The 15,955-nt window shown below is 72.4% G+C and carries 11 protein-coding genes; 4 read left to right on the plus strand and 7 right to left on the minus strand.

The genetic code is table 11. The features are described 5' to 3' along the window. The first annotated feature begins 72 nt into the window (after positions 1-72). The 4 genes from AC6CH0_RS00750 to AC6CH0_RS00765 are packed head-to-tail and all read left to right on the plus strand — an operon-like array spanning position 73 to position 7,646. Positions 73-3,111, plus strand: a complete 3,039-nt coding sequence (locus tag AC6CH0_RS00750; RefSeq protein ID WP_498097631.1) for a hypothetical protein — start codon at positions 73-75, stop codon at positions 3,109-3,111. Then, the gene (locus tag AC6CH0_RS00755) at positions 3,108-5,867 is read left to right on the plus strand and encodes an FtsX-like permease family protein (RefSeq protein WP_498097633.1); all 2,760 of its coding nucleotides are present in this window, start codon (positions 3,108-3,110) and stop codon (positions 5,865-5,867) included. The genes AC6CH0_RS00750 and AC6CH0_RS00755 overlap by 4 nt, the downstream gene beginning before the upstream one ends. Positions 5,868-5,871: 4 nt before the next feature. Then, the gene (locus tag AC6CH0_RS00760) at positions 5,872-6,948 is read left to right on the plus strand and encodes an ABC transporter ATP-binding protein (RefSeq protein ID WP_498097635.1); all 1,077 of its coding nucleotides are present in this window, start codon (positions 5,872-5,874) and stop codon (positions 6,946-6,948) included. Further along, entirely contained in the window at positions 6,948-7,646 is a 699-nt protein-coding gene (locus tag AC6CH0_RS00765) for an ABC transporter ATP-binding protein (RefSeq protein ID WP_498097637.1), read from the plus strand. Before AC6CH0_RS00760 ends, AC6CH0_RS00765 begins: the two co-directional genes overlap by 1 nt. On the opposite strand, the gene ddaH is transcribed toward AC6CH0_RS00765, so the two are convergent. The 7 genes from ddaH to AC6CH0_RS00800 form a co-directional block, all read right to left on the minus strand. Further along, positions 7,618-8,871 carry a dimethylargininase gene (gene ddaH / locus AC6CH0_RS00770; RefSeq protein WP_498097639.1) on the minus strand — a complete coding sequence of 418 codons (1,254 nt, stop codon included), beginning with the start codon at positions 8,869-8,871 and terminating at the stop codon, positions 7,618-7,620. The genes AC6CH0_RS00765 and ddaH overlap by 29 nt on opposite strands. A gap of 74 nt (positions 8,872-8,945) precedes the next feature. Beyond that, on the minus strand, positions 8,946-10,040 hold the full coding sequence (locus tag AC6CH0_RS00775) for a Glu/Leu/Phe/Val dehydrogenase family protein (RefSeq protein ID WP_498097641.1): 1,095 nt from the start codon (positions 10,038-10,040) through the stop codon (positions 8,946-8,948). Positions 10,041-10,167: 127 nt separating this feature from the next. Next, complete coding sequence (gene purH / locus AC6CH0_RS00780) at positions 10,168-11,778, minus strand: bifunctional phosphoribosylaminoimidazolecarboxamide formyltransferase/IMP cyclohydrolase (protein ID WP_498097643.1); 1,611 nt, start codon at positions 11,776-11,778, stop codon at positions 10,168-10,170. Beyond that, a complete protein-coding gene (purN, locus tag AC6CH0_RS00785) occupies positions 11,775-12,368 on the minus strand; it encodes a phosphoribosylglycinamide formyltransferase (RefSeq protein ID WP_498097645.1) in 594 nt (197 codons plus the stop codon). Before purN ends, purH begins: the two co-directional genes overlap by 4 nt. Positions 12,369-12,423: 55 nt before the next feature. Continuing rightward, on the minus strand, positions 12,424-13,791 hold the full coding sequence (locus tag AC6CH0_RS00790) for a cell division protein PerM (protein WP_498097647.1): 1,368 nt from the start codon (positions 13,789-13,791) through the stop codon (positions 12,424-12,426). Between the two features lie 32 nt (positions 13,792-13,823). Beyond that, positions 13,824-15,302, minus strand: a complete 1,479-nt coding sequence (locus AC6CH0_RS00795; protein ID WP_498097649.1) for a hypothetical protein — start codon at positions 15,300-15,302, stop codon at positions 13,824-13,826. 51 nt (positions 15,303-15,353) lie between these two features. Continuing rightward, positions 15,354-15,917 carry a hypothetical protein gene (locus tag AC6CH0_RS00800; protein WP_498097651.1) on the minus strand — a complete coding sequence of 188 codons (564 nt, stop codon included), beginning with the start codon at positions 15,915-15,917 and terminating at the stop codon, positions 15,354-15,356. Between the last annotated feature and the right edge of the window lie 38 nt (positions 15,918-15,955).

Raw genomic sequence — 15,955 nt, forward strand, 5'->3', positions numbered from 1 at the left:
GCGACAGGCGCCCGAGGCGACGCCCTCCGGCTTCCGGTCCCGCGCCGACGACACGATCGATGAGGAGTACGAGTGGGAGCGGCACGGACTGCGTTCGCCCGCGCGAACGCTCGTGCCGGTGTGCTCGCCTCGATCGCCGCCGTCGTGCTGCTCCTCTCCGGCCTCGGCACCGCCGTCATCGATTCGCTCGCCGGGTCGTCGGCGAGCGGCATCCGCGCCGGTCTCGCATCGGCACAGGGCACCGCCGGCGCCGCGCGCTGGCAGATCCGCGTGGCCGACGATCCAGAGGCCCAAACGGATGCCGCGGCATCCGTGCTCGATCGCATGCTCGCGCCGCACGGCGTGACCTGGGGCCGCAGCGTCGAGACCGCGCCGGTCGAGGCGACGAGCGGCGACGCCGTCTTCGGCGCCGTGCTCCTCGCCGACGCCGACGCCCCCGACCGCTCCGAACTCGTCTCAGGAAGCTGGCCCGACGCCGCCGAGGCGATCGCTGCGGCCTCGACCGCAGACGGTGTGCCGGCGACCCTGCACGACGACGCGGCCGAGTTCCTCGGCCTCGAGCTGGGCGATGTCGTCGATCTCGCCGGTGACCCCTCCTCGCGGCTGCTGATCGTCGGCACCTGGGTGCCGGTCGACCCGACCGACCCGGCCTGGTTCGGCGAGGGAATCATCGCCACGGGAACCCTCACCGACGGCGCCGGCCCGTTCCTCGTGCCCGAGGCGGCGACACTCGACGTTCCGGCAGCGATCATGGTGCGCTGGACGGCTGTCGCCGACGCCGCCACGGCAACGCCGGAATCGGCGCGCGCGCTTCGCACGGAACTGCCCGATGTCGAACCCGCCCTGCGGGATGATCCCGCGATCGGCGCCGACGGCCTGAGCGCGCTCGGCGGACTCGATGCCATGTTGACCCGGCTGCTCACGGGCCTCGACGCCGTGCGCGCGATCGCGCCGCTCCCATTGCTGCTCCTCGCCTTCGCCGGCTTCGCAGCGCTCGCTCGACTCGCGAGCCTGCTGGGTGCCGCACGCCGCGGCGAGACGGTGCTGCTCCGCGCCCGCGGCGCCTCCGCCGGCCGGCTCGCCCGCGACACCATGATCGAGGTGCTCGCGCTCGGGGTGCCGGCGGCGATCCTGGGCGCCGCAAGCGCCGAGGCATTCCTCACGATCACGCGGCCCGGCGAGGCCCGTGACTGGGGCATGGCGGGGCTCGTGGCGGGCATCGTCGTGGTCATGACGCTGCTGCTCGTCGCCGGTCGCGCCTGGCTCGACGCCCGCCGGCCCGTCGTGCGCGGCGCGGGCGACGAGGCCGGCCGAGGAGCGCGCGGGCTCACGACGGGCGGGGTCGTGCTGCTCGCCGCCCTGGCGGCCGTCGCGCTCTGGCAGTTCCGGTTGTACGGATCGCCGCTCGTCGCCAATGCCTCCGGCGCGCTCGACGTCGACCCGGTCGCCGTGCTCGCGCCGGTGCTCGTGCTCGTCGCACTCTCGCTCGCAGCGCTCGGCCTGTCGCGGCCGATCGATGCGCTGCTCGAACGACTCGCCGCCGGCCGGCCCGGCCTCGTACCGTCGCTGCCGATGCGCCAACTCGCGCGCCGAGCCGCGCTGTACGCGTCCGCATCGCTCGTGACCATGCTCGCCATCGCCGGGCTCACCCTCACCGCCGCGTTCTCGGGCGCTTGGCACGGCATCGACGCCACCGCCTCGGCCCTCGCCACCGGCGGCGAGGTGCGCGTCGCATCGGCGGGACGCGATGTCGTGCTGGCGCCCGATGAACTCGCACTCGACGACGGTCTGACCGACGTCGACGGGGTCACCGCAGCGGGCCCGGTCTTCCGAGGCGAAGCGAGAGTGGGTTCCGAGCACGCCACCATCGTCGCCCTGCCGAGCGTCGACATCGACGGCATCGCGCCTGGTACCGGCACGGGGCGGGCCGCCACGGCGCTCGCCGACTCCGCGGCCGCGGCCGGCGTCGACCTGCCCGCCGGTGCAACGACGCTCGAGGTGGGCGTCGAACTCGACGCGCCGGCCGGAACGACCGGCACCGTGTCGGTGACCGCGTGGCTGCTCGCTGCGTCGGGTGCGGCGACCCCGGTCGCTCCGGCGCTCGTCGACGTCGCCGCGGGAGGCGGTGAGGTCCGACTCGAGCTGCCGGATGCCGCGGGGCTGCGGTTCATCGGGCTGGGCGCGGCACTCTCGGGCGCGGCCGGCGCCGAGGTGGGCCTCTCGTTCGGAGCGATCTCGTTCGACGGCGAATCCGTCGTGGCCGCATTCGAGACGGAACGCGAGCTCGTGCTCACCGCGAAGGCACCGACCGCGCGGGCGTCGCTCGTCGAGGGCGGCAGCGACCCGCTCCCCGTCGTACTCGGAGCCGAGCTCGCCGAGCGCATCTCGGCGCGGGTCGGCGACGAGCTCGCATTCCGCGTACTCACCGGCGGCGCCGAGGTGGATGCGATCGTCGCCGGAGTCGTGCCGGTGGTGCCGACCGCGGGAGCCGGAGGGCTCCTCGCCGATCTCGGCGCGCTCGAGCGGTACGCGTTCGACGACGGCGCCGGGGTACCGGCGTTCGGCGAACGATGGATCGCGGCATCCGACCCCGATCGCGTCGCCGCCGCACTCGACCGCGACCGCGGCTCGGCGGTCGTCGCCGATGCCCGCTCATCTGCTTCCTCCGCCCCGTTCATCGGCCCGGCGGTGGTCGCGCTCTGGACCGGAGCCGCCGGGGCGCTGCTCTTCGCACTCATCGCGGTCATCGCACTCGTCGCAGCCCTCGGCGGCAGCCGGCTCGGTGAGATCGTCGTCCTGCGAGTGCTCGGAGTGCCGGCCCGCACCCAGTCGCGCGCCCGATTCGCCGAACTGGCCGTGACGCTCGGCACCGCCGTGGTCATCGGCGTGCTCGTCGGGCTCGTCGCGGCGCTGCTCACCGCTCGCGAGCTCGCCCGGGCGGCGGTGGCGGGCCTCCCCGCCGTGATCCCGGTCGAGTTCGGGCTCGACCTGGCACCGTGGCTCATCGGCATCGGCGCCTTCGTGGCACTCGCTGCGGCGATCTCGGCCGGCGCGGCGGCAGCCGTTCGACGCACCGCGTCCCGCCCCGGCCTGAGGCAGGAGGAAGGATGAGGGCACGCCACCACTCACGGCTCACGACCCCGGGCTTGCTCCGGCGCCAGTTCCTGGCCGGTCCCGGGCCGTCGATCATGCTCGCGCTCCTCGTGCTCGGCGGTGCGCTGCTCGCGACCGGCGTGCCGCGCGCGGTCTCGGCGATGCACACCGCGGCGCTCGAGGAGGGGCTCGGGCAGTTCCCCGCGCGCGAACTCGACCTGCTCACCGCCAGCCGCAACCTGCCGCAGCTCGGCGCATCCGACGGCGAGTCGACCCTGTCGCCCGAGGTCGACGCCGTGTGGGGTGCACAAGAGCAACGCATGCTCGACATCCGCGCAGAGATGCCCGAGCTCCTGCGCCATGTCACCGGCGCGCCGCTGGCCTCGCTCGTCGCCGGTCCGACGGGCGCACTCGTCGACGGCGCCGCGCCCGGCTCGACCTCGTATCAGCTCTTCACCGGCTTCGACCCGCGATTGCGCGAGCACATCACCCTCACGAGCGGGGAATGGCCCGCGACCCTGACCGGCGCGGTGCCGAACACCGCCCCCCTCGATATCGTGTTCGCCGACGCCGTCGCCGACGAGATGGAGTGGTCGGCGGGCGAGGTGCGCATGATCGCGGTCGGCAGCGCCGAGCAGCGGGTGCGACTCGTCGGCACGTTCGCCGCCACCGATCCCGACGACGGATTCTGGACACACGTACCGGTCGCGCTCGAGCCGGCCGTGGCCTACACGCCTGGCGGCTACATCGAGGTCACCGGACTCGGCTTCGCCGACCCCGCCTCGTGGGCCGCCCTGCAGGACTCGCAACTGCCGACGTCGATGGACGTGTGGTTCCCCACTCAGGTCGATCGCATCCGCGCGGCCGACTCCCCCGAGCTCGTGGCGCAACTCGACGAGTTCACCAGCCGGATGTTCACGCTCGGCGGCGGCTCGTGGGAGTACTGGTTCGCCACGGTGGGCGAGGTCGCGTTCATCACCGGCCTCACCGAAGCCCTCGGCGATGCCGCCGTCGCGGCGAGCGCGAGCGATGCCGTGCTCGCCACGATCGCCTCCGGTCCGATCGGCGTGATGGTCGCGGTGCTCGTGCTCGGGTCGCGCGTCGTCTTCGAACGCCGGCGCATCGGACTCGAGCTCGCGGCGGCCCGCGGCGCCTCGCCCGGCCAGCTCCGCGGCATCCTCGCGCTCGAGGGACTCGTGATCGGCGTGCCGGCCGCGCTCGTCGGAGGGGTCATCGGCACCCTGCTCGTCGCGGCCGACGCCGGCCTCGGCGGCTGGCTGGTCGCCGCGCTCTTCGCCTTGACGCCGACGGCCCTGCTCGTGAGCGCTGAGCCTGCGCTCAGCCCGCTGCGTCGCGCACGAGCCGACCTGGGCCGCACGGGCGAGGGTCGCTTCCGCTGGATCGCCGAAGTGCTCGTCGCAGTGCTCGCCGTCACCGCCGTCGTGCTGCTGTTCCGGCGAGGACTGTCGACCTCGACCGCGACGACCGGCGTCGACCCGCTGCTCGCAGCGGTGCCGCTCCTCCTCTCGTTGCTCGTGTGCCTCGTGGTGCTCCGCCTCTATCCGATCCCGCTCGCCGCGCTCGTGCGCTTCACGGCGCGCCGAGTCGACCTCGTGCCGTTCCTCGGCTCGGCTCGAGCGCTGCGCGACCCCTCGGCGGGCCTCGTGCCCGTGCTCGCGGTCGTCGTCGGCGTCTCGGTCGCCGTGTTCTCGTCGCTGCTGCTCGGCACGGTGCAGGCGGGCGTCGAACGGGCCGCCGACGCCCAGGTCGGCGCCGACGCTTCCGTCGGCGGCACGCCGTTCACCCTCGAGCAGCTCGATGAGTTCGCGGCGATCCCCGGCGTCGAGGCGCTCGCCCCCGTGTACTCGACGAGCCCCGCGAAGGTCAGCGCCGACGGCCGGTCTCGCACCTCGACGCTCATCGTCGTCGATGCCGAAGAGATGCGACGCGTGCAGGCGGGCCGTGGTGTCACGACACCACTGCCAGCAGGCCTCGAGACGACGGGCTCCGATGCCGTGCCCGTGGTGCTCTCCGCCACGGTCGGCGACCTGGTCGCCGACGCCGATGCCGCCGAGCTCGACGGCGAGGAGTTCGAGGCGCTCGCAGTCGTCGACGGACGCACCGCGTATTCGCCCCGCTCGAACTGGGTGCTCATGGATCGTGCCAACGCGAAGCCGTTCACCGACACGCTCGTGCCCCGCACCGTGCTCGTGCGATTCGAGGCCGGTGTCGCTGACGCCGAGGCCGACGAGATCACGGCGGCGCTCGCTGCGATCGGCGGCGACTCGGCCGTCGTCGCGACCCCCGACGACGTGCTCGCCGACTTGCGCGCCACGCCCACCACGCAGGGTCTCGTGATCTCACTGATCGTCGCGATCGTGCTCGCCAGCCTGCTCACTGCGCTCGCGATCGTGCTCACGCTCGTCGTCGGCCGTCCGGCACGAGACCGATTGCTGCCGCTCCTGTCGACGCTCGGGCTGGGCCGTCGGGGTGAACGCACCCTGGTCGTCTGGGAGATCGGCCCGGTCGCGCTCATCGCGCTCGTCGCGGGCGCCCTGCTCGGCGCCACGCTGCCGTTCGTGGTGCTCGCGGGCATCGATCTGCGCTCGTTCACGGGCGGCGACGCCCAGCCGGCCGTGACGTTCGATCCGTGGCTCATCGCTGCGGTGCTCGCGGGCAGCGTGCTCGTGACGGTCGTCGCAGCTGCGGTGGCATCCCGCATCGACGGTCGCGTCAACGCCGCTCGCGCGATGCGCAAGGAAGAGGAAGGATGACCCCGTGACCTCCACCGAGACCTCGACGCCGGCACCTGCGCCGGCCGGCACCCACCCGCACATCCTGTGCACCGACCTCGTGCGCATCTTCAGCGCCGACGGCGTCGAGGTGCAGGCGCTGCAGGGCCTGAACCTGCGGGTCGACCCCGGTGAGATGGTCGCCGTCGTCGGTGCCTCGGGCTCCGGCAAGTCGACTCTCCTGACGATCCTCTCGGGGCTCGACACCGCCACAGCTGGTGTCGCCCGGGTCGCCGGCCACGACCTGCTCTCGATGGGCGGCCGCGAACGGGTCGAGTATCAGCGCCACACCGTCGGCTTCGTGTGGCAGCAGACCTCGCGCAACCTGCTTCCCTACCTCACGGCGGCCGAGAACGTCGCGCTCGCGATGAACGTCGCCGGCACGCTTCGAGGTGCAGCGCGAGCCGCCCGGGTCGACGATCTCCTCGAGCTCCTCGACGTCGGCGAGATGCGCGACCGCCGCCCCGGTGAGCTCTCGGGCGGGCAGCAGCAACGGGTGGCGATCGCGGTTGCGCTCGCGAACGCCCCGCAGGTGCTGCTCGCCGACGAGCCGACCGGCGAGCTCGACGAGTCCACCTCCGCCGCCGTGCTCGAGGCGATGCGTAGCGTGAACGATGAACTCGGCGTGACCACCCTGATCGTCACGCACGACCCGACGGTCTCCGATCACGTGCGGCGCACGGTGCAGATCCGCGACGGCCGCACCTCGACCGAAGTGCTGCGCTCGACCCGGCTCGACGAGTTCGGCGAAGAGCAGCACGTCGCCGAGGAATTCGCCGTGCTCGACCGCGTCGGTCGCCTGCAGTTGCCGCACGACTTCATGCAGAGCCTCGAGCTGCGCGACCGTGTGCGTCTCGCGCTCGAGTCCGATCACGTGGGTGTCTGGCCGGGCGACGAAGGGCGAGCGGATGCCGCGGCGCGGCGTTCGCCCGCGGTGGCCTCCGAGTCGACCGCGTCGGCGGGCTCCGATCCGCCCGACGCCGCGGCACCGAGCCGGCGTGCGCTCCGGGCGGCCGAGCGTGCCGCCGAGGCATCCGCTGCCGCCGACCTGAAGGACGAATGATGACCACCCTGCGCGCCGAATCGATCAGTCGTGTCTTCGAGTCGAAGGCCGGTGCCGTGCACGCTGTCGCCGACGTCACGCTCGAGGTGCGGCCGGGCGAGTTGCTCGTCGTCACCGGACCGTCGGGCGCAGGCAAGACGACGCTGCTGAACCTGCTCGGCGGCCTCGACCGGCCGACCTCCGGACGTGTCTTCCTCGGCGACGACGAGCTCTCCGCCCTCGGCGACGACGAACTCGCGGCCGTGCGCCGTGACCGGCTCGGCTACATCTTCCAGTCGTTCGGTCTCATTCCCGTGCTCTCAGCCGCCGAGAACGTCGAGGTGCCGCTCCGCCTCCAGCGCATGGACCCCGCCGCACGCGACGCGCGCGTGGCCGAGTCCCTCGAGCTCGTCGGTCTGTCCGCGCACGCGGCGCAGCGACCCTACGAGCTGTCGGGCGGCCAGCAGCAGCGCGTCGGCATCGCCAGGGCGCTCGCCGCGCGCCCGCAACTGCTCCTCGCCGACGAGCCGACGGGTCAGCTCGACAGCGGCACGGCGGCGACCGTGATGGCCCTCATCGGCGAGCTCGTGCACGCGCGCGGCGTTGCCGCGGTCGTCACGACGCACGACCCCGCCCTCGTCGGGCGCGCCGACCGCGTGCTCGAACTCCACGACGGTCGTGCGGTGGCGCTCAGCGCACCCGCACCGACAGGCAGGTGACGCAGCCCTCGAGTTTCTCGAACTCGCCGATGTCGACGGTGACCACCCGGTAGCCGAGGCCCGCGACCATCGCCGCGGTCTTCGGGGCCGCAGACGACATGAGCAGCGACTCGCGCGACAGCTCGACGACCGCCACGCCCTCGGGCTCGGGCACCGGCAGGAACCTCGGGAAGAGGCTGGTGACGTCGAGCAGCGCCGGGTCGCCGATGATCGTGCCGTCGGGCAGCGCCGTCGCGGCGCTCTTGAGGTGCAGCGCCTTCGTCACGGGCACGGCGACGACCGTGTACCGGTGCGGAGTGAGCCGGGTGCGCAATTGCCTGATGCCCTCGGCGTTCGTGCGCGCCGACGCGCCCACGTAGACGGTCGAGCCGACCTTCAGCACGTCGCCGCCGTCGAGGGTGCCCGGCAGCTCGATCCGCGCGACCGTCAGGCCGGGCACGGCCCGCACCGCGCGCTCGACCGCCTCGACCTCGGCACGGCGCGACTCAGCGCCCGGGCTCGTGAGCACGGCGAGATCGCCGAACATCACGACCATGTCCTCGACGAAGACCGAATCGGCGAGCTCGGGCGCGGCGTCGACCTCGATCGTCTCCCAGCCCTCTGCGACGAGCGCGGCGCAGTAGTTGTCCCACTGACGGTCGGCGAGCGCCTGATCGATGGGCTGCCGCTCCCGGTGGGTGAGCACGGCCTCGTCGAGGTTCGACGCCGGGATGCGCACGAGCGCGATGCGCCGGTCGGCGACCGCCGGTGCGTAGTCGAGGATGCCCCGGTACACCCTGGGCGCCAGGATCATCTCACCGACGATCACGGCGATGATGAAGATGAGGTTGAGGCTCACGAGCGAACCGACGACGAAGAGGAAGACGGCACCCGAGAACGGGTTGCCGGCGGCGCTCGCCGTCACCGTCGTCGCGAGCAGCGCCGCGAGGCATCCGGAAGCGAACCCGGTGATCAGGGTGAGGAACCAGGCGCGCGTCGCGCCCACCGCGTTGGCGACCGAGAGCAGCACCCACGCGACGAACGCCGCGAGCGCGAAGTGACCGAACACCTGGCTGAGCACCTGCGGGGACTGGCCGCTGCCGATGAAGAACGCCAGCAGTGCGACGAGCATCGCCGCGAGCGACACGGCAGCCGAGGAGGCGAGCACCGCGGCCACCCGGCGCCCCGGGGTGATCGCCGGCGTGAACCGGGCCGGGGCGGTCGGGGGCATGGCGGGGGACGTCATGGCACGAGCCTACTGGCCGCCGCCCGTGGCTCGAGATGACGCCCCCACCGCCGAGACCCCGCGACGCTCGAAGCTCAGCGAGCTGCGTCGAGTCGGGTGCGCGCGAGACGCTCAGCCGCCTCGAGCGTGGTCATGCCGCCCTCACGGGAGCCCTGGAGCACGGAGGCCACGGTGTCGCCGATCGCCCTGATGCGAGCGTCGAGGGCAGCCTGGTCGGCGCCGGGGGCGCTTGCGACGTCGAGGTAGATGACGCCGCCGGCGTTCGCCACGAAGTCGGGTGCCCATGCGATGCCACGCTCGTGCAGCACCTCCGCGACCTCCCTCGAGGCGAGCTGGTTGTTCGCGGCGCCGACCACGGCGCGCACGCGCAGATCGCGCACCACCTCGGGCGTGAGCACGCCTCCGAGCCCGCACGGTACGAAGACGTCGGCTTCGACGAGGTGCGCATCGGCCGGGTCGACCCAGGCGGCGCCGAGTTCGTCGGCGAGCGCGCGCTTGGACTCCGCGACATCCGTCACGGTGAGACGGGCACCGGATGCCGCGAGGCTCCGTGCGAGGCGGCCGCCGACCTGCCCGAGGCCGGCGATGACGAGGTGCCGCCCCGAGGCGTCGGTCGAGCCGAAGACGTGGCCGAGCGTCGCGAGAATGGAGGCGTGCACGCCCGCGGCCGTGGCATCCGCGGGTTCGCCGACGCCGCCCTGCTCGGGCGGGAGTCCGCAGACGTGCTCGGTGCGTTCATGCACGACGGCCATGAGCTCGGCGCTCGTGCCGACGTCTTCGGCGGTCATGTAGGCGCCGCCGAGCGATTCGATCGCATCACCGAGGTCGAGCATCGCGTCGTGCGTGCGCGCGGCGTCGAGCGTGGTGCCCGCGGGAATCGCGATCACGGACTTTCCGCCGCCGCGGGCGAGGCCCGCTGCCGCGTTCTTCATGGTCATCGCCTGCGAGAGGCGGAGTGCGTCGGCGAGGCCGTCGGTCCAGTGGTCGTAGCGCCAGAGGCGGGCACCGCCGAGCGCCTGGCCGAGCCGCGTCGAGTGCACGGCCACGATGATCGTGAGGCCCGAGCGGGCGCCGTGGGTGATGAGCACCCGTTCGTGCTCGGGTGCATCGGTCGGCAGTGCTGCACTGACACCGGCTGCGGGGGTCGCCGGGGCGTGGGTGATCGTCATCGATCGTTCTCCTTGACTCATCCGCTTCGTGGGCGGAACCTGACCCTGCGCCTCATGAGCGCGGGTTCGATTCAAGGGTACCGCCGCGCGCCTCATGCCGCGCACGCAGTCGGCCGACGACGGCGACTCAGTGGAAGAAGTGGCGCTCGCCCGTGAAGTACATCGTGACACCGGCGTCGGTGGCGGCCGCGATGACCTCGTCATCGCGGATCGAGCCGCCCGGCTGCACGACCGCACGCACGCCGCCGTCGAGGAGGATCTGCAGCCCGTCGGCGAAGGGGAAGAAGGCGTCGGATGCCGCGACGGACCCCGCAGCCCGCTCCCCCGCGCGCTCGACCGCGAGCTTGCACGAGTCGACCCGGTTGACCTGCCCCATGCCGACGCCGACCGAAGCACCGCCCGAGGCGAGGAGGATCGCGTTCGACTTGACCGCGCGGCACGCGGTCCACGCGAACTCGAGGTCGGCGAGCGTCGCGGCATCCGCAGGCTCTCCCGCCGCGAGCGTCCACTCCGAGGCCGGCGCGAAGTGCCGATCGGCATGCTGCAGCAGCAGACCGCCTGAGACCTGGCGCAGTTCGACGGCCGTCGGCGTGAAGCCCTCGGGCAACGTCAGGAGGCGGATGTTCTTCTTCTTGGTGAGCAGCTCGAGAGCCTCGGCGTCGAATGCCGGAGCGATGAGCACCTCGGTGAAGATGCCCGAGACCGTCTCGGCCATCTCGAGCGTCACGGTGCGGTTCGCGGCGATCACGCCGCCGTAGGCGGAGACCGGGTCGCACTCGTGCGCGCGGCGGTGCGCGTCGGCGATCGGGTCGGATGCCCCGGCAGACGCCACGGCGATGCCGCACGGGTTCGCGTGCTTGATGATCGCGACGGCAGGCTCTTCGAAGTCGAATGCGGCGCGAACTGCCGAGTCGGCGTCGACGTAGTTGTTGTACGACATCTCTTTGCCATGCAGCTGCTCGGCCTGGGCGATACCGGGACGACCCCCCTGCGAGACGTAGAGCGCAGCCTGCTGGTGCGAGTTCTCGCCGTAGCGGAGGTCGGCGTCCTTCGTCCAGGTGCCGCCGACCCATGCCGGGAAGGGCGACTGCTCGGCCGGCTGATCGGGGGCGACGACGCTGCCGAGCCATGAGGCGACGGCGACGTCGTAGGACGCAGTGTGCCGGAAGGCCTCACGAGCGAGGGCCGTGCGCTGCACGAGCGTGGTGCCGCCGGCGGCGACCGCGGTGGCGATCTCGTCGTAGCGGTCGGGCGAGACGACGACGGCGACGTTCGCGTGGTTCTTCGCCGAGGCACGCACCATGGCGGGACCGCCGATGTCGATCTGCTCGATGACGGCATCGGGGGCGGCGCCCGCGGCGACGGTCTCGGCGAAGGGATACAGGTTCACGACGACGAGCTCGTACGGCTCGATGCCGAGGCCGGCGAGCTCCGCCTCGTGGTGCTCGAGGCGCAGGTCGGCGAGCAGCCCGGAGTGCACGGCGGGGTGCAGGGTGCGCACACGGCCGTCGAGGTGCTCTGGATAGCCCGTGACCTCGGCGACCTGCGTGACGGGCAGGCCAGCTTCGGCGATGGCCTTGCCCGTGCCACCGGTCGAGACGATCTCGACGCCCGCGCCGACGAGCGTCGTGGCCAGCTCGACGAGCCCGCGCTTGTCGCTCACGGCGATGAGCGCCCGGCGCACCGGTACGAGGTCTCGTTCGCGGTAGAGGCTCTGGTCGTGCGTGGGGCCGCTCATGATCGTGCGAGTTCCTTCAGGTCGAGATGCGAATTTGCGATGTCGAGCACGGCCTGGATGAGCAGACGCCGCTCGACGGGTTTGATGCGGTCGTGAAGGCTCGACTCGGTGTCGTCGGGCAGCACCGGAATGCGCTCTTGAGCGATGATCGGCCCGCCATCGACCGAGTTGTCGACGACGATGAGGCTCGCTCCGGTCTGGGACACGCCCGCTGCGAGGGCGTCACGTACGCCGTGGGCGCCGGGGAACTCGGGAAGGTACGCGGGGTGCGTGTTGATGAGGTTCGGCGAGAACGCGTCCACCACGGCCGGCGGCACCAGCCGCATGAGCCCCGAGAGCACGACGACGTCGGGTTCCCATCGGCGCACCTCTTCGATGAGGGCCTCGCCCCAGGCGTCACGGTCGGCGTACGCCGTATACGGCACGGAGAACGTCGGCACGCCGTACTCCTCGCCGAGAGCGAGCCCGTCCGCGTCACGGTCGGCGCCGATGGCGACGACCCGCGCAGGGAACTCCGCGTCAGCGGAGGCGTCGAGCAGGGCACGGAGATTCGAACCGGTGCCCGAGATCAGGACGACGAGCTTCAGCACCCCTCGAGCCTACCGCTCGACGACAGCACGAACCGGCGACCCCTGCCGCCCGACGTCACGCCGACCGCCCGGGCTCGCCCGAGCCGGTCGGACCGTCGAGCACGGCGGTGGCGTTCGGGTCGACGGAGGCGCGATCGTCGAACCCGCCGAAGGAGCGGGCGGCAGCAGCATCTCCGCCATCGGCACGGTCGCGCGCCCAGGCCGAATACGCCCCCGCCAGGGCACCGATGCCGATCGTGAGCGCGGCCACGCCCGCGACCGCCAACGGGTTCGGCCCGATCTGCGCGAGTCGTCCGGGGCCGGCCGCACCGCCCGACCACCACGCGAGGAGCCCGAGCACGAGCGCAGCGACCGCGGCCGAGCCCGCAGCCGTCACGAGCGGCCGCCACCACGCGGCATCCGGTCGGCGAACGCCGAAGTCGTCGAACCGACCCCCGGCGCGCGCTGCAGAACCGACCAGCCACGCACCCACGAACCCGAGCAGCACGGGCACGATGAGCCAGAGGGCGCCGAACGACTGCGTCTCGGTCGGCAGGGCGCCGAGCAGCGGGACGCCGGGCACCGGCCCGAGCAGCGCGCCGCCCGTCGAGACCGAGGTGCCGGTGCCGATCGCGAACCCTGGACCGAGCAGCCAGGCGGCAGCCCACACGACCACGTTCGGCATGAGCGCGAGCTCGGCGACGGTCAACGCGATGCCGCCGTCGATGCCGGTGCCGAGCGACTGGTAGAGGCCGGCGATCGTCGCGTAGTCGACCGCGATGAGCCCGGCCACGAGCACGCCCGCGACGGCGAGCACCCCGAAGGCGGCTCCGGCGCCGATGCGCACGACCGAGCGAATCGCGTCGACGAACCCGACCGGCAGCGCCGCGACCCGGCGGCGCACGAAGCCGCCCGCGGCATCCGCCACCTGGTCGTCGCGGAGCGACTCGATGACCGCGCCCACGATCACCCCGATCGCCATGGTGAACGCCGGCAGCACGGCGGCCTGCCAGAGCGACGAGCGTGCCCCGTCGACTCCAGCGGTCAGGGCGAGCAGGAATCCGGCGAGCGCGTAGACGATGACCGCGGAGATGCTGCCGGTGAACGAATGCCCCTCTGCCGCCGAACGCCGGCCGATACGACGACCGAACGCGACCGAGATGAGGGCGAAGCCGAGCAGCGCGATCGTGACGGGGAACGGTTCTCCGGCTCCGGGCAGGCCGGTGCGCGCCGCAGTCACCGCATCGAGTTGCACCTCGAGATCGACACCGTGGCCGAGCAGCCACACGTCGGCCGCAGCTCGGAAGAAGATCGTCGCGTCGACGGCGAGGCCGAAATGCACCGCCCAGAGCAGCATGAGCGGCACGAGCGCGATGCCGAGGCCGATGAGGGCGGCGACGGATGCCTCGAGGCCGGCGAGCAGGGCGATCGTCGTGCGTCTCATTCCGACGCCGAGCTTATCCCGCCCAGCTGCGCTCAGTCGGCAGGACCTGCGGACCGGGGTCGACTCCGCTCCTCGATTCCGTCACCGGCGGCAACCAGATCGGTCTCGCCCGGATCGGTCTCGGCGACATCGACCTCGACGACACCGACCTCGGCGACGACCTCCTCCTCGTCGACCTGCGGCCGACGGAGCAGCTCGACGAGGAGCAGGGCGAGCAGTGCAACGAGCAGCGTGGTGAACACCTTCCCCGTGGTGACGGGCCGGGAGAACAGCACCACGACTGCGGCGATCACCGCGATCGCGATGTAGACGGTGCCCCGCCAGCGGTCGAGCCCGATGCCGAAGCGCCCGGTCGTCACGCCGTGGGCCGCGGCGGTCCGCCGCACCGAAGAGAACCCCGATTCCGCGTAGCCGCGCAGCGCCCGCGCGGGGCGCCACGGCCCGGAGAACCAGGTGACGATCGCCACGAGCACGCCGAGCACGAGCAGTGCGACGATCGTGGACAACATGAGTTCGATGAGCCCCGTGTAGATCGACTCCGCAGCTTCGGCGGGCATGACCGAGGGGCTGACCGCTCCGATGAAGAACAGCCGGCCGATGCCGATGCCGCTCGCGAGGATGCCCATGACGAGCGCGAAGCCGCCGGCGGTCCAGACGAGCGCCTTCGCACGATTGCGGGCGACGACGACACCCGCGACGAGGAACGCGAGCGCGATCCACGGCAGCCAGGTGCCGGCACCCACCGCGAGCGCGTAGATCGTGCGGATCAGCACGAAGGCGTCGTCCTGGGCGATCACGACGCTCCGGTCGATCGTTGGAATCGCCTCGGCGAACCCCACGCCCTGTTCGATGAGGCGCTGCTTCACGGCCTCGACGATCGGTCCGAGCTGCACCGCGATCGAACCGTCGCCGCCGATCGCCAGCGCGGCATCGGGATCGCCCTGCATCGCGGCGACGAACTGATGGTGCGTGATGCGCAGCGCCGACGCCCAGACGTCGGCGAACGCCGGCGACTCGACGACGCGATCGACGACGTTTCCGACGAGCGTCTGCAGGCCCTGCGTCGCCGGGCCTTCGAGCAGTCCGAGCGCGGTCTCGGCTCTCGGGGGAAGGTCGAGCGAGCGGATGCCGTCGAAGACGTCGGCGGTCAGTGCGGGGATGTCCACCTGTTCCTCGATCGCGGCCGTCACCTCGTCGCCGAGGTAGGCCTGCACGGCAGGATCCTCGGCGAGCGGTGCGAACGTCGCCACGAAGCGGTCGGTGTCGACGAGTTCGAGCCGCGCCCACGCGGTGATGACCGCGACCGGTGCGAGCAGCAAGCCGACCACGACGAGCACGACGGCCGTGACCGTGCGGCCCCAGCGGCGCTTCGCCCTCGGTGCGACGGATGTCGCGGCATCCGCCTCGCCGGTGCCACCCGAATCGATGCCGGCGCGCAACGCTGCATTCTCCGCCTCGAGCGCTGCGATCCGCGCTTCGAGCCCGCCCGTGTCCGTTCGCGTCTGCGCCATGAGACACCCCTGCCAACGACGATAGCGCCGAGCGCCCGCGAGCGCACTGCTTCAGTGGATGACGGCCTTCAGCACGATCATCGCGACGCCGAAGGCGGCGGTCGCGAGCGAACCGACGATCTGCATCGGCCAGGCCGCTCCACGCCGCCGATACGCCACGAAGCCGAGCACCGCGAGCACGACGACGCCGGCCCACAGCGCCGTCCACAACGCGAACGCGTCGGGGATCGCGCGCGTCGCGCCGAGCAGCAGAATGAGGAGCGGTAGGAACGCCGAGAACAGCAGGCCGCGTGAGCGACGCACGGCGATGCCGAACGACTCGCGAAGCCCGACGACCCGCCCGTGGTCGAGGCCGTGGTGGGCGACCGTGCCGGCGTAGACATGCGCCGCCCAGAAGACGACGACGGTCGCCGCGACGCTCCAGAAGACGTTCCACGAACTCTCGCCGTGACCGCCGGCCGCGATGATCATGCCCGACACGAGGATCACCCCGTAGACCGACTCCTCCGTGACGAACGCGGCCTGCACGATGCGGCCCGCGGGCGTGGCCGGCGCCGGGCGCGCCGACGCTGACTGCGGTTCGTGCTCCGCGGCTCGGGCGGAATCCTCGCTCATGCACCCACTCTGGCACGAGGGGGCCACTGGCACGAGAT

The sequence above is a fragment of the Agromyces sp. GQ35 genome, assembly GCF_059758475.1.

Coding starts and splice junctions, on each gene's coding strand:
- AC6CH0_RS00755 (WP_498097633.1), top strand. CDS start 3,108: ATGAGGGCACGCCACCACTCACGGCTCACGACCCCGGGCTTGCTCCGG.
- AC6CH0_RS00765 (WP_498097637.1), top strand. CDS start 6,948: ATGACCACCCTGCGCGCCGAATCGATCAGTCGTGTCTTCGAGTCGAAG.
- ddaH (WP_498097639.1), bottom strand. CDS start 8,871: ATGACGTCCCCCGCCATGCCCCCGACCGCCCCGGCCCGGTTCACGCCG.
- AC6CH0_RS00775 (WP_498097641.1), bottom strand. CDS start 10,040: ATGACGATCACCCACGCCCCGGCGACCCCCGCAGCCGGTGTCAGTGCA.
- purH (WP_498097643.1), bottom strand. CDS start 11,778: ATGAGCGGCCCCACGCACGACCAGAGCCTCTACCGCGAACGAGACCTC.
- AC6CH0_RS00790 (WP_498097647.1), bottom strand. CDS start 13,791: ATGAGACGCACGACGATCGCCCTGCTCGCCGGCCTCGAGGCATCCGTC.
- AC6CH0_RS00795 (WP_498097649.1), bottom strand. CDS start 15,302: ATGGCGCAGACGCGAACGGACACGGGCGGGCTCGAAGCGCGGATCGCA.
- AC6CH0_RS00800 (WP_498097651.1), bottom strand. CDS start 15,917: ATGAGCGAGGATTCCGCCCGAGCCGCGGAGCACGAACCGCAGTCAGCG.